22 protein-coding genes are annotated in these 19451 nt (G+C 66.8%); 7 read left to right on the top strand and 15 right to left on the bottom strand.

What is annotated here, in order from left to right:
* Nucleotides 1–248 precede the first annotated feature (248 nt).
* The 9 genes from AB0G28_RS10530 to AB0G28_RS10490 form a co-directional block, all read right to left on the bottom strand.
* The gene (locus AB0G28_RS10530; protein WP_361085924.1) at nucleotides 249–1418 is read right to left on the bottom strand and encodes a DUF3631 domain-containing protein; all 1170 of its coding nucleotides are present in this window, start codon (nucleotides 1416–1418) and stop codon (nucleotides 249–251) included.
* A complete protein-coding gene (locus AB0G28_RS10525; RefSeq protein WP_361085921.1) occupies nucleotides 1418–2458 on the bottom strand; it encodes a DNA cytosine methyltransferase in 1041 nt (346 codons plus the stop codon). Before AB0G28_RS10525 ends, AB0G28_RS10530 begins: the two co-directional genes overlap by 1 nt.
* Entirely contained in the window at nucleotides 2455–2814 is a 360-nt protein-coding gene (locus AB0G28_RS10520) for a hypothetical protein (protein WP_361085918.1), read from the bottom strand. Before AB0G28_RS10520 ends, AB0G28_RS10525 begins: the two co-directional genes overlap by 4 nt.
* A 235-nt stretch (nucleotides 2815–3049) precedes the next feature.
* Nucleotides 3050–5251: an FtsK/SpoIIIE domain-containing protein gene (locus AB0G28_RS10515; protein WP_361085916.1), complete on the bottom strand. Its 2202-nt coding sequence runs from the start codon at nucleotides 5249–5251 to the stop codon at nucleotides 3050–3052.
* A 65-nt stretch (nucleotides 5252–5316) separates the two neighbouring features.
* A complete protein-coding gene (locus tag AB0G28_RS10510) occupies nucleotides 5317–6222 on the bottom strand; it encodes a hypothetical protein (protein ID WP_361085913.1) in 906 nt (301 codons plus the stop codon).
* Nucleotides 6222–6425: a hypothetical protein gene (locus AB0G28_RS10505; RefSeq protein ID WP_361085910.1), complete on the bottom strand. Its 204-nt coding sequence runs from the start codon at nucleotides 6423–6425 to the stop codon at nucleotides 6222–6224. The genes AB0G28_RS10510 and AB0G28_RS10505 overlap by 1 nt, the downstream gene beginning before the upstream one ends.
* The gene (locus AB0G28_RS10500; protein ID WP_361085907.1) at nucleotides 6425–6742 is read right to left on the bottom strand and encodes a hypothetical protein; all 318 of its coding nucleotides are present in this window, start codon (nucleotides 6740–6742) and stop codon (nucleotides 6425–6427) included. Before AB0G28_RS10500 ends, AB0G28_RS10505 begins: the two co-directional genes overlap by 1 nt.
* Nucleotide 6743: 1 nt before the next feature.
* Complete coding sequence (locus AB0G28_RS10495; RefSeq protein ID WP_361085904.1) at nucleotides 6744–6941, bottom strand: hypothetical protein; 198 nt, start codon at nucleotides 6939–6941, stop codon at nucleotides 6744–6746.
* A gap of 161 nt (nucleotides 6942–7102) precedes the next feature.
* Complete coding sequence (locus AB0G28_RS10490) at nucleotides 7103–7396, bottom strand: hypothetical protein (protein WP_361085901.1); 294 nt, start codon at nucleotides 7394–7396, stop codon at nucleotides 7103–7105.
* 119 nt (nucleotides 7397–7515) lie between these two features.
* Here AB0G28_RS10490 and AB0G28_RS10485 point away from each other — a divergent pair, with 119 nt between their 5' ends.
* The 6 genes from AB0G28_RS10485 (at nucleotide 7516) to AB0G28_RS10460 (ending at nucleotide 15369) form a co-directional block, all read left to right on the top strand.
* On the top strand, nucleotides 7516–7842 hold the full coding sequence (locus AB0G28_RS10485; RefSeq protein ID WP_310976736.1) for a GntR family transcriptional regulator: 327 nt from the start codon (nucleotides 7516–7518) through the stop codon (nucleotides 7840–7842).
* Nucleotides 7843–8028: 186 nt separating this feature from the next.
* Complete coding sequence (locus tag AB0G28_RS10480; protein WP_361085898.1) at nucleotides 8029–9507, top strand: helix-turn-helix transcriptional regulator; 1479 nt, start codon at nucleotides 8029–8031, stop codon at nucleotides 9505–9507.
* 160 nt (nucleotides 9508–9667) lie between these two features.
* Nucleotides 9668–11614: an ATP-binding protein gene (locus AB0G28_RS10475; RefSeq protein WP_361085895.1), complete on the top strand. Its 1947-nt coding sequence runs from the start codon at nucleotides 9668–9670 to the stop codon at nucleotides 11612–11614.
* Entirely contained in the window at nucleotides 11614–12297 is a 684-nt protein-coding gene (locus tag AB0G28_RS10470; protein WP_361085892.1) for a hypothetical protein, read from the top strand. Before AB0G28_RS10475 ends, AB0G28_RS10470 begins: the two co-directional genes overlap by 1 nt.
* Before the next feature lie 1743 nt (nucleotides 12298–14040).
* Entirely contained in the window at nucleotides 14041–14628 is a 588-nt protein-coding gene (locus AB0G28_RS10465) for a hypothetical protein (RefSeq protein WP_361085889.1), read from the top strand.
* 360 nt (nucleotides 14629–14988) lie between these two features.
* Nucleotides 14989–15369, top strand: coding sequence for a peptidase inhibitor family I36 protein (locus AB0G28_RS10460; RefSeq protein ID WP_361085887.1), 381 nt, complete (start codon nucleotides 14989–14991; stop codon nucleotides 15367–15369).
* A 143-nt stretch (nucleotides 15370–15512) separates the two neighbouring features.
* Here the strand turns inward: AB0G28_RS10460 and AB0G28_RS10455 are convergent, their stop codons facing one another.
* The 5 genes from AB0G28_RS10455 to AB0G28_RS10435 form a co-directional block, all read right to left on the bottom strand.
* Nucleotides 15513–15647 (bottom strand): hypothetical protein, encoded by a 135-nt coding sequence (locus tag AB0G28_RS10455; protein ID WP_361085884.1) that lies wholly within the window; start codon nucleotides 15645–15647, stop codon nucleotides 15513–15515.
* A gap of 55 nt (nucleotides 15648–15702) precedes the next feature.
* Entirely contained in the window at nucleotides 15703–15855 is a 153-nt protein-coding gene (locus AB0G28_RS10450) for a hypothetical protein (RefSeq protein WP_361085881.1), read from the bottom strand.
* 39 nt (nucleotides 15856–15894) lie between these two features.
* Nucleotides 15895–16128: an OsmC family protein gene (locus AB0G28_RS10445; protein ID WP_361085878.1), complete on the bottom strand. Its 234-nt coding sequence runs from the start codon at nucleotides 16126–16128 to the stop codon at nucleotides 15895–15897.
* Between the two features lie 68 nt (nucleotides 16129–16196).
* Nucleotides 16197–16433, bottom strand: coding sequence for a hypothetical protein (locus AB0G28_RS10440; protein ID WP_361085876.1), 237 nt, complete (start codon nucleotides 16431–16433; stop codon nucleotides 16197–16199).
* 448 nt (nucleotides 16434–16881) lie between these two features.
* Entirely contained in the window at nucleotides 16882–17016 is a 135-nt protein-coding gene (locus tag AB0G28_RS10435) for a hypothetical protein (protein WP_361085873.1), read from the bottom strand.
* Nucleotides 17017–17161: 145 nt separating this feature from the next.
* Between AB0G28_RS10435 and AB0G28_RS10430 the strand changes: the two genes are divergently transcribed.
* Nucleotides 17162–17953 (top strand): IclR family transcriptional regulator, encoded by a 792-nt coding sequence (locus tag AB0G28_RS10430; RefSeq protein WP_361085870.1) that lies wholly within the window; start codon nucleotides 17162–17164, stop codon nucleotides 17951–17953.
* Nucleotides 17954–17982: 29 nt separating this feature from the next.
* On the opposite strand, the gene AB0G28_RS10425 is transcribed toward AB0G28_RS10430, so the two are convergent.
* On the bottom strand, nucleotides 17983–19344 hold the full coding sequence (locus AB0G28_RS10425) for an MFS transporter (RefSeq protein WP_361085867.1): 1362 nt from the start codon (nucleotides 19342–19344) through the stop codon (nucleotides 17983–17985).
* Between the last annotated feature and the right edge of the window lie 107 nt (nucleotides 19345–19451).

Genomic DNA, 19451 nt, shown 5'->3' with positions numbered 1-19451 from the left:
GGTTGTCGGTGTTGAAGGGGGTTGCCGTCCCAGCCGTCCCAGCCGTCCCGTCGCAGGTCAGGCCTGGGACGGCTGTTTTTGTGGGACGGCCGGAGTCGTCCCGGGGGACGGGTTGCGGGCGGATTCGAGCTGTCACAGCCGGCGGGCGCGTGGGACGGGTGGAGCCGTCCCAGGTGGGGTAGCCGTCCCCGAGCTGAGCTGGGCAGGGACGCTTGGGACGGCTGGGACGGCCACCCCTCCGGCCGGTGTCAGGCGGGCCGTGCGAGCCGCAACGAGACGGTTGCGACCGTCGCGTCACTGCCGTCCCGGCTGATGCCCGCCAGCGGCGGTTCGGCCGGCAGCTCGGGGCAGTAGCGCGCCCACGAGTCGGTGAAGTCGGCGCGGGTGTAGCCCTTGGCCTGCGGGCCGTTGTCGGGACGGATGTTGCCAGAGCGGATGCCATACTCCCGCAGCATCTTCGCGAGCTTCGCGGGCGTGAGCCCAGTCGGCCCGTAGCCGCACCACGGCGCCTCCGGGTCTCCGTTGAGCCGGGCAAGCAGTTCGGCGGTCGGCAGCTCCGGTGACGCGCCGAACGCGGCGTGGCAGTCGGTCAGCAGCCGGACGCGTTCGGAGCCGTCGTTGTCCTCGTCAGCGGCGGCGGTGAGGGCGACGACAGCGGCACGAGAGCGAGTGGACCAGTCGCCGCCGGCGTGGTCGGCGACGATGACGAGCGGTTCCCAGGTGTCGGCGGCGCGGTCTTCCACAGGCATCTCCGGTTCGGCGGCTTCCAAGGCCGCAAGGTCGGCGCGCAGCCAGGCGCGCAGGTCGTCGGCGAGGGCGCGCAGGGCGGGCCGGTCGCGGCGGTGCCGGTAGGGGGCGACGGTTTCGCCGGGCGCGCGGCGGCGCATCCGGGCGATGACGGCGCGGTCCTCGATGGTGTCGGGCATCGCGCCGATCCCGGCGAGCGCGGCCATGGCGAACGTGGGGATCGACTCGACGCGGTTGGTCGAGGCGTCGTAGCGCTTGGCCGGCCGGTTGCGCTGGTGCCCGGCGTTGAGCAGCCCGCGCAGGTCCTCGTTCCCCTCCGCCTTGGGCCCGAAGATGGTGTCCGCTTCGTCGACGAGCAGGGTGGGCGGGTCCTCCGAAATGGACCGGTAGACAGCCGCCGGGGAGCTGTTGACCGTGATGAACGGGTTGTGGCAGGTGGCTTCCACGATGTCGAGCAGCCGGGACTTCCCGCAGCGCTTCTCCGGGGCGCGGATCACCAGCCGCGGGGCGTGCGCCCACGCCGGTTGCCCGTGAGTGGCGGCGATCCACAGGGCGATGGCGTCGGCGGTCTCCGGGTTGGGCAGGGCCACGTACCGGGTGAGCGCGGCGCGCAGCGAGTCGAGCAGGACGGCGCCGTCCGGTGTGGACGTGGCGGTGTCGTGCGTGGTCATCAGGCGGCCTCTCGTTGTGCCCGGACGTCGCGGGCGGAGGTGGTGACACCGAGCAGGGGCAGCAGGTAGCCGAATGCGGCCGTGGCTTGCCGGGGGACCACGCCGTTGCCGGCGAGGCGGAGCATGTCCGCGCGGGACAGGCCGGGCACGGCGGTGATGTGGCCCGATGGGAGGCCCATCATCCATTCCGGCAGGGCCGGGTTGAGGACGGCGTTGCCGCGCCGTCCGGTAACGGTCGGCGCCGGCGCGGCCTGTCCGGTCACGCGCTCCCACTGGCGGATGGCGGGTCCATACTCGCCCCACTCGTGGGCAGCAGGGTGACTGCGGTCCGCAGGTCCAGGCCACCGTCGCGGCTCGTGCCCGGTCCGTTGGTGTCGGACACCGTCGGCGTCGGCAACAACCGCTCGACGACTCCCGGCAGCAACACCGAGGTCCGGGTGGTCTTGCGACCGTGGGTGGCGTCGGGTGTCGGCAGCAGCGATGAAGATGCGGTAGCGGGCATGCGGAGCTCCCACGGCGGAAGCGGGCAGGCCACACCATGCCGCGTCGTACCCGAGCTCGGCCAGGTCGCCAAGTACGGCTCCGAGTGCCCGCAGAGCAGCGACACCACGGTCGTTTCCCAGACACCACGGGCAGGGTTCCACGTCGCTATGGGCCGGGGCATGCAGAAGTCCTCTCACGTTCTCGATGAGCACGAGTTCGGGGCGGAGCATGGCGGTGGCGTGGCGCATCACCGACCACAGCCCGGAGCGGGTGCCGGGCCGAATGCCGGCCTGCCGTCCGGCGGCGGACACGTCGGTGCAGGGGAACCCGCCGGTGAGCACCTGCACGGGCGGCACGGTCGAGAAGTCGGCCTTGGTGATGTCACCGAGGTTGGGGGTGTCCGGCCAGTGGTGGGCGAGCACCTTGGCCGCGCCGGGGTCGACGTCGCAGTGCCACACCACCTGGCCACCGAGCAGCGGCGTGGCGGCGAGTTCGCAGAGCCCGCCGTAGCCGGAGAACAGCGACCCTATCGTCACGGCTTCGTCCACTGTGGTCATGCCGCCTCCCGGGTAGCGATCCAGGCATCGACCCGCGCCCAGGACGCGGCAGCCTGTGCGCGGATCTGGTGCGGCGTGAGGGCGGGCCGGGTGGCGACGGCGCGGCGGCGTTCGAGTTCGGCGTAGGTCGGGCCACCGGCCACCGCGCGCCAGTCAGCGGCGGCGGAGACGGCGTTCGAGGTCTCGCGGGCGGTGCGGCGGCGGTCCCACTCGATCCATTCGGCGAGGAGTTCGGCGACGTGCGGGCTTGTGGTCAGTAGCCGCCAGGCGGCGGCGTCGAGGGTGAGTGCGCGGTACTCGGTGAAGGGGATGGTGACCCGGGTGGCCGGGCCGGCGGCGGTGGTGTGCGTGGTCAAGGCGGGTCCTCACGTCGGTCACATGGGGTGACGATGTGTGGGCGTGTTCAGCCAGGGCTAGGGCCGGGTGGCGATGGCGCTAGCCTGGGTTTTCCGGGTGTTTCCGCAGGTCGGAGCGAGAGGGGTCTAGGGCGCTAGTGCGCTGGTCACGACTGCTGCGGGCGTCTAGAGGAGGGGTCTAGGTCTAGGGGCGGTCCGGTCTAGGACGCGCACCGCCCCTAGCCTCCGAGATTGGTTACGCTCGGTTGTTCTTGGCGGTGGTGAGGGCGTCGCGGGTGTAGCCGTTGCGGTTGGCTGCCTTGCCGGTGTCGGGGTCGGTGCTCCACACCTGCTTGGGCTTGACGCCGTAGGGCTTGAGCGCGGTGGCGAGGTTCTGCGCGGTCCACCCCCGGTACTGGCCGGGCCGCAGCGCTGCCAAGCGGGTCACGATGGCGTCGGACCACAGCTTGTCCTCGCTCCGGGCGAACACCGCGATGGTGTCGGCCAGCGGGTCCAGCCGCGCGGCCTCGACGTCGACGGCCTCACCGGCGGCGTAGCCGGTGATGTTGCCCAGCGCTTCCCGACGGGCGCGGGCACCGGCGGCGATCTTCTTGGCGTCGGTGGCGTCCTTGTAGACGCTGCGCACGATCTGCGCGTCGTCTCCCTCGCCGGCGAGGTAGCCGATGCCCCGGTCGGAGCGGGCGAACATCGTGGCCCGGACACCGGACTTGTACTGGCTGGTGCCGAGAACCATGTCGTTGGCCTGCTGCCCCATCACCTTGAGGCAGAACCGCAGGATGGCGTTCGCGGAGATGCCGGTGGGCAGCGACTTCGCGTCCGGGCGCTGCGTGGCCAGGATCAGCGTGATCCCCAAGGCCGGTCCGCGCTTGACCAGGTCGGTGCAGATCTCCTCCAGCTCCTCGCCGTGCTCGGGGTGCTCGAACCACACCTGGCACTCGTCGACTCCGACCACGATCGGCGCGAGCCGCAAGTCCTTGCGCGCGGCCAGTTCCGGGGTGACCTTGTTGTCCGGGCAGACCGATTCCGGCAGGTTGCGGATCACCTTGGTGCGTCGGCGCATCTCCTCGCGCAGCTCCCGCATCTCCACCACCATGCGTTCGATGTCCTCGGGGTCATCCCCGACGCCGTAGCCGTGCGCGCACTGGCTCAGGGGTGAGAGGTCGCCGGTGCCTTTGAGGTCGTAGGCGTAGAGCACCGCGCGCGGGTCCAGGGCGGCGATCAGCAGCAGTTCCCGCAGCGTGACCGTCTTGCCCATGCGCGGGACCGCGCCGATCACCATCGAGGCGAACATCAGCGTGATGGGCACCCAGCGGCCGCGCTGGTCGGTGCCGAACGGCTGGGCCTTGAACAGGTCGACCGTCGCGCCCGGCTTGGCCAGCGGCCACGGCTTCTGCTTGGCCTTGGACATGTCGATGTCCCCGACCCACAGCACCAACCGTCCTTCGTGGACCTTCGCGTCACCCTCGGGCCACACGCACCCGATCTGGCGACGCAGCGCGGAGGACAGCTCGTCGCGCTTGGCGATGATGTCCCCGGCCGTCACGCCCAACGGTAGGTCGACGTCGGCGCGCCAGCCGTCGCCGTCGCGGGCGATCGGGTTCGGGAACTCGATCCGCTTGCCCTTGGCGTAGGCCTGGTTCAGACCACCGATGCCGAGAGAGCAGAGCGCGTCCTCAATCATCGACGACGTCAGCTTGGGCGTCTTGACCGAGTCCACGGCGCGGCTGGCGACCGGCTTGTCCGCCGGGGCGCCCCACCAGCCCACGGCGGTGAGGGTGGCCGCCAGGGCCGTCCAGTTCCACAACGGCGGCACGAACGTCAGGCACAGGTACGCGGTGGCCAGCAGTACCAGGACGGCGACCATGACCGGGGCGGAGCGGCGGCGTACGGTCTCGTTGCGGGCCTCGCGCAGCTTCATGTACACGTCCGCGTCGTTGCGGTCGCGGGCGTTCATGCGCACCGGCTTGGACTCCGCGTCGAACACCCACCGCCCGACCCGGGCGGTCAGCCGGCACAGCGCGCCCGGGGCGCGCAGCAGCGCGGCCGGGATGTACACCGGCACCCGCAGGGCGTGGAAGGCGAAGGTGTGGGCGGCGTAGCGGACCAGGAACCGTGCCCGTGCCTTGAACTCCTCCGCTGAGGTGAGCCATTTGGCGACCAGCGGGCGGGCGGTGGCGTCGGAGACGGTCTCCCACCACGTCGCCTTGGTCGCCGGCGGGTCGACCAGCCGGACGACCGTGCCAGGCTCGGTGTCGTCGGCGGCGGGCCGGTCCTGCTCCGGGATCTCCTCCGGCGTGCGGGCGGTGTCCGGGCGGATCGGGACGACGTTCCCGGCCCGCATCGTGGCGGTGTCGGTGGCGGCCGGGTCGGTGTTCACGGCGGCGTTCACGGGCGTCTCGGCCGGGGTGTTCGTGGACGGGTCGGGGGTGCTGTTCACGGAGAGAGGCCCTTCGGAGTCGGGTCCGTTCACGGACTCAGGCGTGTGGTCGGCGGTGGCGGACATCAGGCGGCCTCCTCCACATCGACGGTCACGGACTGGTCGGCAGGCACCGGCAAGGCGGCCGGGCGGGCGGTTTCGGCGATCAGGTCGTCAGCGACGTTCTTGCTGGTTCCGCGCGAGATCTCCGGACACACGGACCGGACCCAGGCCGGGGTGATCTCGATACCCGGAGCCCACGCGGCGCGGGCGTCGGCCAGGTAGTCCCCGCGCAGCTTCCGAGCCGGCTTCGCGGCCGGCTTGCGAGCCGGACGGCGACGCGGCCGGACGACCGGAGCGGGCGTCTCCCCCGCGCTGTCCTCCAATGGAGCAGCGGGCGCGGCGGCCGAAGCGGTGGCGGGCTGCTCTCCCGTGAACGCGGTGCCGGCGGCGGCCATGACGGCTTCGGTGAGCTTGTCCCGCAGCACCGGCGCGGTCTCCGCCGCGAGGAACACCAGCACCGGCGGCACCGAGTGCAGCACCACCCCGGCCACGTCCAAGTGAGTCCAGGACTTCCAGGTGTTCATGACGTAGGTGGCCAGGAACGCGAACCACTTCGTGCGGTGCGCCCACGCCCCGGTCTCGACCTGATACCGGGCGGTCACCTGCTCCGCCCGCAGCACCGCCACGAGCACGAGCGACACCATGGGGTCCAGCAGCCATCCGGCCAGCCACCCGGCGGACCAGGTGGCCGCCCCGGCGGCGGCGAAGGACTGGACGTTGACCATCGTGAACGCCAGGCCGAGGAAGATCCCGAGCCAGATCACCGCGTCGATCTGCGTGCGGACCTTCTCCACCCGCAGCGCCACCACGTCCGGGTGGTTGGCCAGCCGCCGGACCTGCGCGGCGGTGGCAGCGTCCTGAGCGAGCTTGTCTGCCCCCGTGAGCGGCTGGTGCTTCGCGTCCTGCGGAGCCAGGGTTTCCGTGCTCATCAACTCTCCCCCCATTCCGTGCCGTTCTTGCGTTCCCACTGGTCCGCGCGGCCTTCGAGTTCCGCGTTGAGGACCTGGCGGCGCTGGTCGTCGGTCAGCGTTGAGAGCACTTCCTGCCGGACGCTGGGCTTCACGCTGGAGAGCATCAGGTGGACCACCGCGCAGGAGGCGGCTTCGTCCTCGGTCTTCTTCTTGCCGAACATCAGCGACGACCCCCACGGGTGGTGTGGACGATTTCGGTGATGGCCATCAGCCGCACGATCGTGGCGGCGGCCAGCAGCGCCGGGACGACCAGCGCGATCCAGGTAGCGGTGGTGTTCTGGATCTTCACGATCACGAACCACTGAACGAACGCGATGATCGCCGTGGCCAGGACCAGGCGGATCGTGTTGCCGGTCATCCGAGTGATCTCGCGAACGCCCGTCCGGGCGCGGATCGCGGACTTGCGGCCGGAGCGCCACACGGCGAACACGCCGACCAGCGCGAGACCGCCGAGGACCATCAGCACCTGCGCGGACATCTCAGGCCACCTCCGGCACGTCGAAGAGGCCGACCTGACCGGGTGCCTGCCAGTCCCCGCCGTCCCACACCGCGTCCAGCGCGACGCCGTGTTCAGCGCGGATGGCCGGCTCGGTTTCGGCGAGCCACGCCCGGCGCGTGGCGGCCGGGGCCTTGGCCCACGACTGGCCGGTCTGGTCGGTGTATCGGCGGATCGCCAAACGCTCGATTGCGCGAGGAGTGAGGGTGCCTACCATGAGAGACCTCTCCGAGTAGCTACCTGCGTGGTGGTTGATCGGGAGACCCGACGCGGCGTGCACGTTCTTGGCGGGATGAGCCGCCGTGTCGGGACCAAATGCGACGGGGATACCGAGCCGGACCGTCATGCGGCCTCCCCGCTCTCCGCCGACGCGGCCGTGTCGAGCCGGAACGGCAGCACCCGCAGCGCCGCGCGGCTGACGCGCCGACGAGTGCGGTGGGCGTGCTGCGCGTCGGTGAACGCGTGCCGGGTGCGGGTCTCCGCCACGGCCGTCGCGCCGGTCAACTCCTGGTCGACTTCGGCGATCAGCGCGTCAATGGCGGACTCGTCCAGGTCATCCGGGCAGTACCCCTGAACAGCGGAAACACTGTCAGCGGCGGTCCGGACGACGCGGTTGGTGATGTTCGCGGACTTCATGAGGAACCTTCCGATCGAGTACCTTATTGCGCCTTAGTGCACCCTATAGCGCTTAGGTAAGTCAAGCTCGCACGTGTGGCGCATTAGGGTGATGTTGGTTTTCTGCGTACCCTGGCCAGATGCCTATCGATCAGCAGGGAGCACAGCCGCTAGGCGCACAGATCCGGGATGACCTGGTCCGACGCATCCGGGCCGGCGAGTTCGCGCTCGGGGAGAAGATCCCGTCCCTCAAAGCGCTGTCGGCGACGTACAACGTCGCCGAACTCACCGTCCACAACGCCATCCGAGAGCTTCAGCACGCCGGCGTACTCGAGTCCGCCGCCGGGCGAGGCACGTTCGTCCGGAGCCTCCCGGACGAGAGCGCCCCCGCCGACGACGTCGCCGCGCTCCGAGCCGAGGTTGCCGATCTCCGGCGCCGGGTAGAGGAGCTTGAGAAGCGGTCGTGATGTTCGGCCGTTCGGCCCGTGTTCCGTGATCATGGGAATAGCTTCGCCCGTGAGCGCCACCACAGTCCAAGGCCGGACAGTCCTAACGACGCTCCCGCATGACAGCCAGGCATAACCGCAGGTCAAACACCATCCAGTCAGCCCGATCGCAGCCGAAGAAGATCGAAACGAAGGGACTTGCCGCCAGTGGAAGCAGACCAGCCGTGGCTCTCGCCGAGGTCGACAACCGAGCTCGAACTGAACACCGGGCTGCTTGCCGAGGTCTTGAAGGAGTATCGGAAGACGAACGGGCTCAACCAGGCCGACTTGGCTCAGATCCTCAACATGGACCAGTCGTATATCTCGAAGATCGAGACTGGTCAGCGGCAGGTCCGGGATCTGGACACGCTGCTGCGAGTCGCCAACCAGCTCGGCATCTCGCCCTCGAGGCTCGGCCTGTCCAAGGAGCTGCTTCAGCCCGTCGCTCCCCCTTCGACGTCGGCGCTGGTGAACGAGGTCGACCCGGTCGCGGTGAGCCAGGAGGAGTGGCGCCGGATGCGGCGCGAGCTGAACAGCCGCCGGCGCGAACTCGCCGAGGCGGCCGCGTCGCTCTACCGGCCGGAAGCGCGCATCGGAAAGGCTCCGCTGATCGCCCGGCGCGAGTGGATGCCGCCGGCGCCGGTGCGCCTGGAGGACATCAAGCTTGAGTGGTCGGATCACCGAGTCCCGATCACGGTCACCGGCACCGAGCCCGAGGCGGACAAGGCATTGCCGCTCCGCGCGCCCGGCCGACGCTTCGAGCGGTACACGTCGGCGATCAAGTACCTGGACCCGCCGGCACTGTTCGAGAACCGCACGAGCTATCGCCTCCTGGACGTCGACCTGTCGCCGTCGAACGAGCGGATGACGTTCGGCCTGGCGACGTACTTCGACAAGCTCGACTTGTCGGAGGCCATCGCGCACGAGCTGGCTGTCGCGCAGTTCCCGAACCGGAAGGTTCCCCGCGCGGACTGGGCCGAACTTCCGTTGCGCGGCCTGATCGGCGACCCGTTCGACCTGGAGCGGCGACCGGTCATGCCCGCCATCGAGACGCTTACGCTCCGCCGCCAGCGCGACACCGGCAAGGCGACGTTCCTCCTGCACTGGCGCGACCCGGCCAAGGTGGCAACGGCCGCCGGCATCTATGGCCTCATCCCAGCTGGGGAGTTTCAGCCGTCTTCGGTGGCGGCGTGGGACAAGGAGAACGACTTCGACCTGTGGCGCAGCATGGTCCGGGAGTACTCCGAGGAGATCCTCGGCGAGCCGGAGCGCGACGGCAGCCAGGGCGAGCCGCTCGACTATGAAAACTGGTCGCTCTACCGAGATTTGCAGGCTGCACGAGAGAAGGGCCGCGTTACCGCATACTGCCTCGGCATCGGGCTGGACACTCTTACCCTCACCGCCACGATCCTGACAGTCGTCGTAATGGACGATGACGTCTTTGACGATCTTTTTGGCGATGCCGTCGACGTGAACGCCGAGGGCACTCTGGTCGCAGCAGTCGAATCGTCTTCGGTCTCGGACGGCGTACCGTTCACTGAGAAGAACGTCACGAGACTATTAACGAAAGAACCTATGGCATCACCCGGAGCCTGCATCCTCGACAAAGCTTGGAAATTCCGCAAGAACCTCCTCGGGGACACTTGATGCCTCGGGGACACTTGATGCCCTGACGCAGCGGCTAACACAAAACCCGGTCTCGATAACATGACGTCACCATGCACGATGATAGATGACATGAACCGATCCGAGGAGGATACGAGAAGCAGTGAATGACCAACCTCTTCCCGCAGACCATCCCTTCAGAATGACGCTCAGCCTAAACGTCCTCAATCACCTCGGAATCAATCTTTATAGCAACGTATCCGCCGTTCTATCCGAAGTTGTAGCGAATTCTTATGATGCCGACGCAACACGCGTGGATATTACCGTAGATCAAACTAGCGAACAAATCGTAATCAGCGATGATGGCGCTGGCATGGACGCCGATGAAGTCAACGATCGGTTCCTCCGAGTAGGCTACAGGCGTCGCGACGACGGTGGCGCTCTGACGCCCAGGTTTGGTCGACCAGTAATGGGCCGAAAAGGAATCGGCAAGCTCTCACTATTCTCCGTAGCCGAGGTAGTTGAGGTCTACACCATTAAATACGGAAACCGAAGCGCATTCCGAATGGATCTCGCCGATATCCGCAAGATGATCGGGGAGGATGCGGGAGGAGGCGTTTACTACCCAACGCCATTGAAGGACTTCCCCCGCGACCTAGAAAGCGGCACTCGGATAGTTCTCAATCGCCTGAAGAAACGCACTACAAATCTAGTGTCAGGTCTTCGAAAAAGGCTGGCTCGACGATTCTCAATCATCGGAAGTCGCCACCAATTTCAGGTTTTTGTAGGCGGCATCGAGGTCAGAGCCGAAGACCGTGACTACTTCCATAAGGTCCAATTCCTCTGGGCATACGGACACAATAATGACAGCCTTGAGATTAAGCAACGCTGCAAGAACCTCGACTCGGCAAAGCTCTTGCCTGCTGGCGAGACTTCCTGGGGGCCGATAACCGGATGGATTGCCGCAGCAGACAGTCCCACAAGCCTGAAGGATCCAGACGGGGAAGACAATCTCGCGAAGATCACACTCGTCGTCCGAGGCAAAGTCGCACATGAAGATCTACTGAAAGAAGTCAGCGAGTCGAGCTTTTTTAGGTCATACCTATTCGGCGAAGTTCGCGCTGATTTCCTCGACAATAATGACGAAGAAGACATTGCAACTAGTAGCCGTCAAGGAATAATCGAAGACGACCCTCGATACAGAGGTGTAATCGACTGGCTGCGTGCCGAGATTCGAAAGATCGGAAGCGAATGGTCAGACCTGCGCAACAAAGAGGGAACGAAGGCGGCACTTGAAAACGAAAAGATTAAGGAGTGGTTCGGAACTCTCGGACGTGATTCAAAGAAGAAAGCGGAAAGACTCTTCGGAAAAATTAACCAGTTAACTGTCGACAATAAGAATGAACGAGAAGAGCTTTTCGCACACGCCGTGCTTGCATTCGAAGTCATGCGCCATAAGGATAACCTCGACGCGCTAGATGGACTGAACGCCAACGAGATACAGGTGATAGGAAAGGTCTTTGACGAAATCGAGGATCTCGAATCAGTCCTTTATCATCGAATAGTCAAGCAGCGCCTGAAGGTCATCGAAAAGCTAGACCAATACGTACAGGAAGATGCATTGGAGAAGGTGCTTCAGGAGCACATATTCGAGCACCTGTGGCTACTCGATCCATCTTGGGAACGCGCGACAGATCGAGTTATGGAAGAGCGAGTAGCCAATTCGTTCAAACAGATAATCGACAAGCTTCCTGAAGAGGAGCGGAATACCCGAATCGACATTCGCTACAAGCGGATAACCGGCGCCCACGTCATCGTTGAACTTAAGAAGCATTCTGTTCGCACAGACTCGCCGTCCTTGATATCACAGATACAAAAATACTCTCGTGCACTAAAGAAGTACCTCCGCGACAACAACATCGAAGAGCCCGTAGAATGCATATGCATTGTCGGGAAAGACCTGAAGGACTGGGCAACTGCCGAAGAGAAGATGGAGTCCCAGAGAATGTTTTCCGCCATCAACGCACGAGTTCTGAAGTATGATGAGCTACTCACGAACGCGAGAGACTCCTACCGGGAGTACCTCAACAACGACGAGAAAGTTGGCAGAATTCAAGAAATCCTTGACTCGATCGGAGGCGACAGCTGATGATCCCGGTGGCGTCGCTCGATTTGACCCCCGCCCTTCCTTCGGCGACGCGTTACTGGATACCCTCCGATGATGATGTCACAGAGGAAGGCATTGGCTACTTCCGAGATACGTGGCTGATCTACGACATCAATCCCCAGGAGGCGTCCGTTGCTTTGACCGAAGACGAGCGACTTGTCAATTTTATTGACTCGATCGCTCAGACAGTTGAAGAGTATGACTTGATTTCAGCTGCGATAGAGGAAAATGACCCCGAGCGGCTCGACCACCTATTAGATGCAGGGAGGGCAAGCCTCGTATCCACCGAGATCAACGACGAAGACGATCCCCATCCGCTAGACGGACTCGAAATAGGCGTCGCCGGCATCGTATCCGCACTTACCGCCGCCGGATTTCTCACTGCGGCAAGTTGCCGGGGACATGTCGGTCAAATGGCCTGGTCCAGCAACCCGGTCGTCTACGTCGCGACCGATCGACGGCATGCCGACCGCGTGGCGCCACTCGTAGCTGACCACCATTGCGGCTTCAACATCGATCCCTCTCGTCCCGAACTCCTCGTGATTGAGGCACCTTCGGCACGAGAGATGCTCAGCTTGGCCAGAGCAGTTCTAGATGACGCATTATCGTTTGGCCCTCCTGTGTACCAGATGAGCGACGACTATCGTGAGACCTACGGATACTGAACAACCATCCGACACGAGCAACCAACCTGATCGCGCCATGCCCCGGCGACAACGTGATGCAGCTACCCGAGGTTCCGCCCCCCTGAGGCACCCCAGTGCGGCTCTGGGGCAAGGTTCTTGCAGCTCCGCCCGCGCTTTCAAGATCCGTTCAAAACCCGTCCAGTGTGAGTTCGAATCTCACCGGGGGCACCACCTCTGACCTGCGAAAACAGGTCTCTGGGCGGGCTTGCTTGAAGCGGCGATCCAGTCCGGGATGTCCGGTTGTGTACGGCTGAAACCGGTGACTGGCGGCCAGTCGCGGTCTATTCGCGGTCTACTTTTTGGCGGATCCGAGGCCCCGGAGAGCCGGTAGTTCGCCGGCCGTTCCCTGACCCGGGAGCCGGTAGTCGCCCGGGCTGAGGGCTGACCGTACTTATCCCGGTGCGTTGCCACACGCCTGAGAGAACGCGGCTACCCGCTGCGGCCCCCGAGCTTTCCATCGTCACCTGGACACCCGCCGGAGAGGTTCGGCCGAGTGGAACGAAACCCGACGACGGCAAGGTCGCTGAAGCCCGGGAGGGCTGCTTCCGCCCGCGGCCTTGTTGACCTACCAGACGACGTACGTTGCGAAAGACCCTGCCGACGAGCGCTAGTCCGAACGAGTGAAACTGGCTGCAGTGGAAGACTTCGTTGGTCAGTGAGCCCAGTTGCCGGAGCTTCAGGGTGAAAGCAATGACCGGAAGCAGGGACGGTGAAGTGGTGGCAGAGGAAGAAGGGGCCAGGGCAGCGAACGACCCTAGGTTCGAATTGCCCGCGAGCGGCGCGAGCATCGGGGCCCTGGAGAAGGAACTGGTCCCCGTCGCTGGACCGTCGACTCGGCTCGTCCGCAAGTCAGTGCTGTCGACAACGACGCCGTCGAGGTACGTCATCCGGCCGGCGACGCGGACCGGCTGCGGCCCGATAAGCACGACCGCCAAGCCGTCGGCAAGCGCATCGATGCCGTCCCGACAGCAGCGATGGCGATCACCCGGTGGCGTGAGCTGGCACAGAAGCACGCACGTTCCCAGCCGGATGGCGGTGCGGTGAGCGACTAAGAGCCCCCCAGGATCGCAGTGGGAGATTCAACGATATTTCGTCCATCGTGGGGCTGTCACAAGGAGGAGACTTGACAATCTTTTCTGCCTCTCCCATTGATTTGCAATACTTCCTCGTCCATCGCATCGACTGGGCCGTAAGCCAACTCCACCGCCTTACGGTTCTGTTCGCGTTGTACGCGCACGCGACTGACCCTCTCAATAAACTCTGACGCTCGCCGGCTTCATCACTCTGCCGCACTGCGCGGATTCGTGCCTCGAGAGCCGTAATCGACGTCTCTGACCTTCGCAGTCCCTCATTGGCGATCTTGCGATCTTGCTTCGTTAGCGAGCCTTGAGCTTGGCCATGTCTCTCGCGTAACATTTCCTGCTTCTTCTCGACTACTTCAAGTAGCTGCATAGCACGATTCCAGTGTGGCGACCAGGTCGCGACGAGCGCGTCCTGCGGTGACAAGTCGATCCTTCCGGCCTTCCAGCGACGGCTGCCAGAGCTGTGGCGACTCCTGGAGTACTACGAGGGTCGCCAGCGGCTGTCATACATGCACCCGGAGCTGCAAGCGACGCTCGACGAGCGGGTACGTCAGGTCGCCATCAACTGGCCGCGCCTGGTCGTCGACGCCCTGAAGAGCGCATCGATCTCCAAGGCTTCCGGCTCAGCGGCCAGCCCGAGGTGGATCAGACGCTCGACCACATCGCCCAGTACAACGACCTCGACGCGGGCTACCAACAGGCGCACGTCACCGCGATGGTCATGAAGAGCGCCTACGCCATCGTCGGCGCGAACCCGCGCCCCGGCGAGGCCGAGTACCCGCCGGTGACGATCGAGTCGCCGCTTGAGGTGCACGTCGAGCCGGCCCCCGCGACCAAGCGGGTCGTGGCCGCGATCAGGCGGCGGCACGACCGCGCACCGGACGGAGCGATCCGGCACTACCTCACGCTGTACCGGCCGGACTACACGGTCACCTTCGTGACGGCGCCGGAGGCCGGGGGCTACGTCGAGGTTGCCCGGGATGACCACGGGCCCGACAAGGTCCTGGTGGTGCCGATCGTGGACCGGCCGCAGCTGTGGGCACCGCTGGGCACGTCCGAGTCGGCCGACGTGACCCCGCTGTCGGACGCGGCCTGCAAGAATCGCCACGGACACGATGATCAGCGCGGAGTTCGACGCGAGGCCGAGACGGTGTGCGCTGGGCTTCCGGCCTTGTCGTCAAGGGGTTTCGTTGAAGGTCTTCACAACCGGGCGCACAACGTGGCGTAGGCGACCGCCTCATCCCGGCCGCTGAGGCCAGCTGCTCGAGGCCGAGCTCGGTGAAGCCGTCGCCCTGGCTCACCAGCTCTCCTCGATGGCCGCGAGCCCCGAACATCGACTCCGTGTCGGTCGCCCCGCTGGCGACCACCACCCGCCGGCCTTCCGGCAGAAAGCGTTGCCGGACGATCACCGGAACCCGGCATTCCCGGCAAACTGGTATCCTCACTTGAGGAACTGGGGTGCCGTCCTCCGGACGGAATACCGTCGTTCTCCCTTCCGCACCTGTTTTTCCCGGATTCGGCGAGTTCACGCACCGGCGTGGCCTCGATGGACCAGGCAATCAGTACGTGAAACCGAGGAGGAGATTCGATGCGCAACCGCAGAGCACTCATGAAGTCCGGCGTAGCACTCGCGATCCTGCTGGCGTCCGTCACCACTCAGGTCGTCACCGCGTCACCGGCGAGCGCCGCAGGCACCTGCCCGTTCACCGACACACTGTGCATGTGGGACCAGCCCGACTTCAACGGTGCCTCCATGAACGTCCTGCCGTTGCCGCCCAACCCGAGTGCGTGCGTCAACCTGGTGGAGCACGGCTGGGGAAACCGGGTCAGGTCGGCGATCAACACGAGCAGCAAAGCCGCCGCGATGTTCCAGAGCGACAACTGCACCGGCCACCCGTTCCTGATCGAAGGCAACTCGCAGAAGCCTTCGATCACGTTCGCCGCCAACAGCGTTTTCGTGCAGCGCTGACCGATCCCGCGTGAGCTGTTCGGTGGCCGGCGCCAGCATCGGTGTGGTGCGCGGCCCGGGACCGGTGGTCGCCACCACGGCGCCGGCCACCAGCACCGCGGTGAGGACGACGAACGTGGCGCGCTTACGCACGATGTTCAGCCTCAGCCCGCCAGCCAGTAGCCCGGCTGCCCGGATCGTCCGGGGTCGCGATAGGTGAAGTGGATCCGCTGGGGGTAGCGGTTCGCCTGGAGTGGGCCGCCGGGAGCGAGCCGGTGCTGTTCGCCCGGTTGGGGCATGACGCCCGCCGTATCCTCGCGCTTGTACTCACGCCCCCGTACATCGAGGTGTCTTTCAGCGCGCCCGGGCGATCTGCTCGACGTGGTGGCGGCGTCGGGCGTAGATCGTTGTGGACCGGCCGTCGGCGGCGATGGTGACCACCGGTGCTCCGGCGACCGGTAGGTAGGCGATGGTGGCGGTGCCGGTGCCGGGCTCGACCAGCGGCACCGTCCGTGGTAGCGCTGACGGGCGCCGCCACGGACCGGGTCAGCGCGCGAGACTCGCCTGCAGCGTCACCTCGGGCACGCCGGCGAGCGCGCGGCTGACCGGGCAGTTCGCCTTGGCCTGCTCGGCGTACTCCTGGAACTGCTTCTCGTCGACACCGGCGACGCGGCCCTGCGTGGTCAGCTCGATCTTGATGATGGTCGGCGCGCCGTCGACCGGGCGCAGGGTCACCGCCGCGTCCGTTTCGATCGACTCGCGTGCACGAGCGTCGGCCACGTCTCGGGCACGGTCGACGCGTTCACGCTCTACGACAACACGGGATACTCCGGAAGCTGCATCACCTTCTACCGGTACGGCAGCTGCACGACGTCCACCACGGACATCGAGGGCCTGTACAACCTCAGCGGCTGGGGCTGGGACAACCGGGCGAGCTCGGTGCACACCGCCCACCAGTGCGACGTCCGCCTTTTCGACGCGCGGGACTGCCCCAGCACCGGCACGCGCAGCACGTGGATCGACCAGAGCGCCGATCTCCGGCTCGGCGGGGTGAGCTGGCAGGACCGGGCCACCTGCCTCGTCACCAGCTGACATGACGACCCGGCGGCTCCGGTGACCGGCTCCGGTCACCGGAACCGCCTGGCCCGCGACGCCGGTGGGACCGGACGCCGGGCGGCGAGTGCGGAGGAACGCGGCGAGGGGGACGTCGATGCCGGCGGGGAGTCCGGATCGCCCGGGCACGGCGGTGGTGTGGGGCCCGGCCCGGCGTCCTTCGTACGGCCGGCCTGGTCGTGCTGACGATCGCCGCCGCCTCGGGGGCGGCCGCGCCTGGGCCGGCCGCGGCGAGGCGAGGCATCGAGTTGCCCGGTCCGGCCGGACGCTCAGCACGGTCGTCACGTGATCCGCTCCCCGGTGCTGTGCAAGACCGTTCGCGGCGGTCGCCGCCCGTCCGCAGCACCGTGGTCAAATCCAGGTCCCGCCCCAGCTCGCGGTACATCTCCTGCTCGGCGATGTCGGCGAACTGCCCCACGGTCACCAGGTACGACCGCATCGCCGCCCGGCCACGGCGGCAGAAGGCCTTCGTGCCGCGCTCGTGCCGGTGGCCAGGCCCACCGCCGCGAGCAGCAGCGCGGCGGCGACCGTGGTGACGGCGCGAGAGCTCCGCATGGTGGCTCCTCGAAGTGGCCGGCCAGGTAGGGAATCGCGGAGACCGGCTGCCTCGGTCGCCAGACCAGGCCGGCGTCCGGTCCGGTAGCCTGAGGTCCCTGTTCACGAAGTGAACAGCCGTACCAGACTTCCGGCGGAGGCTCCCGTGACCAAACCGACGCGGTCCCCGGACGCCCGCGCGGACCAGGCCGACATCCAGGCGGTGAGCCGGGTCAGCCAGATCCTGTCGCTGTTCGACCCGGCCACCCCCGAGGTGACGGCCGCGGAGGTCGCCGAGCGGCTCGGGCTCAACCGCACCACCGCCTACCGGTACTGCACGTCGCTGGTCGCGGCCGGGCTCCTGGAGCGCAGCGCCGACGGCGGCTACCTGCCCGGCGCGCTGCTGCTGCAGCTCGGCGCGTTCGCCATCGGGCACCGCCGCGTGGTGAACCTGGCGCCACGGCACATGCAGGCGCTCTCGCGCGCCACGCAGACCAGCGTCGTGCTGAGCCTGTGGGGGCTCACCGGCCCGGTGGTCTCGCGGGTGGAGGAGAACCCGTCGACGATCGTCATCGTGTCCGTGCGCGTCGGCAGCCACCTGCCGCTGGACACCGCGCAGAGCAAGGTGTTCCTGGCCTACCACGCCGACCAGCTTTCGATGGAACGGCTGATCGGCAACCTCTCCGGCACGGCCCGCGACGAGCTGCGCGCGGACGTCGACCGGGTGCGCGAAGTCGGCTACTGCACCGCGATGAGCACGCCCGGCATCGTCGCGGTGGCGGCGCCGGTGTTCGACGAGTACGGCATCTGCGCGACGATCGCGATCGTCGGCCCGGACAACACCCTGTCGATGGGCGACGACACGCCCGAGCTGCGGGTCGTGGTGGACACCGCCCGGGAGCTCACCCAGGAGCTGGGCGGCCACTACCGGCCCGACGACCTCCGGCGAGCGGTGTAGGGAGCCCCGGCGAGCGCGACGAGGTCCATTCAGGACAGAGCCGGGATGGTGCTGTCGTCGGCCATGTCGACGTCCTTGGTCTCCGGGCCCAGGAACCCGCCGAGGCTGACCAGCAGGCCGGCGAGGACGAGCAGGACCGCCGGGGCCAGGTACGCGGGCAGCACACCGTCGAACCGCTGCAGGTAGAACTGGTAGAAGGCGGGCGCGATGAGCGCGAGGCTGTAGCCGACGCCGTAGCCGGTCGAGCGGATGCTCGCCGGGAACCGCTCGGTCAGGTACGCCGCGATCGGGCCGAACGTGCCGACGGTGAACACGCCGATCAGCACGCCGAAGCCGAGCGCTGCGCCGAAGCCGCCGTTCGAGGTCATCAGGAGCGCGTAGGAACCTGCACCGATCACGACCATCGAGAGGCCGTAGCCCAGGTAGAACCGCCGCCGTCCGATGCGCTGGGACAGCACGCCGAACACCGGGTAGGACAGCGCGGCGGCCGCGTTGATGACGAGCATCGTCATCGTGACCTCTTTGCTCGAGAGGTCGAGGTGCGCCTTCAGCTGGGCGGGGGTCACGGCGGCCTCCATGTTGGTCGCCAGCCACGTGCCGGTCATCAGCACGAACACCTGCCCCAGCGCCCGCGGGTACTTCTTGAGCAGCCGGACGAACGGCAGCTTGTGCTTCTCGCCGGTCAGCTCGGCCGGGGGCTCGTGGACCTGCTTGAGGTAGTAGCGGAACAGCACCGCGGCCAGCAGCGCGCCGACGAGGAACGGGATCCGCCAGCCCCACTGCACGTACGCGCTGTGCAATCCGGCGGCGGGGAGCAGCTGCAGCATCAGCAGGGTGATCGCGGCGATGAGCGCGTACGCGGCGGGCGAGGTCGCGGTGATGATCGAGGCGTAGAGCCCGCGTTTGTGCTTGGGGCTCCACTCCATCGCCAGCGGCACCGCGGTCGTGTATTCGCCGCCGAGGAAGATCCCGTCGACGAACCGCAGCGCGATGAGGGTGCCGACCGACCACATGCCGATCGTCTCGTGCCCGGGCAGGCACGCGGTCAGCAGCGTGATGGTGCCGAACCCGCCGACGGCGACCAGCGTGGTGCGCTTGCGCCCGACGGTGTCGGCGAAGTGGCCGAAGATGATCGCGCCGAGCGGCCTGCCGATCAGCGTCGAGGCGAACACCAGGGAGGCCAGCACCGCGGTCGTGCTCGCGCTCAGGTTCGCCGCCTGGAAGTACGCCGTCGCCGGCGCCAGCACGACGATCGGGAGGTAGATGTCGAACTGGTCGACGAAGTAGGCGAGCGTCCCGCCGCGGACCGCGGCACGCACCTTGGTCATGTCCGGGCCGTGCGGGGTGCCGGAACGTGCGGCCGCCTCCGCGGCAGTGGGCGGTGTGGACATCAGCGTCCTCCGTTGCTCCGAACTGAATGTTCACAAAGTGAACAGCGGACACTCTAGATAGGCGTCTGTCGATGCACAAGACCGGCCACAGGCTTGACAGGCGGTCT

The organism is Amycolatopsis sp. NPDC021455 (assembly GCF_040640995.1).
In the GTDB taxonomy this organism is placed as follows: Bacteria; Actinomycetota; Actinomycetes; order Mycobacteriales; family Pseudonocardiaceae; genus Amycolatopsis.
Note: the sequence above shows the minus strand (reverse complement) of the source record. Positions and strands in the feature narration are given on the sequence as shown.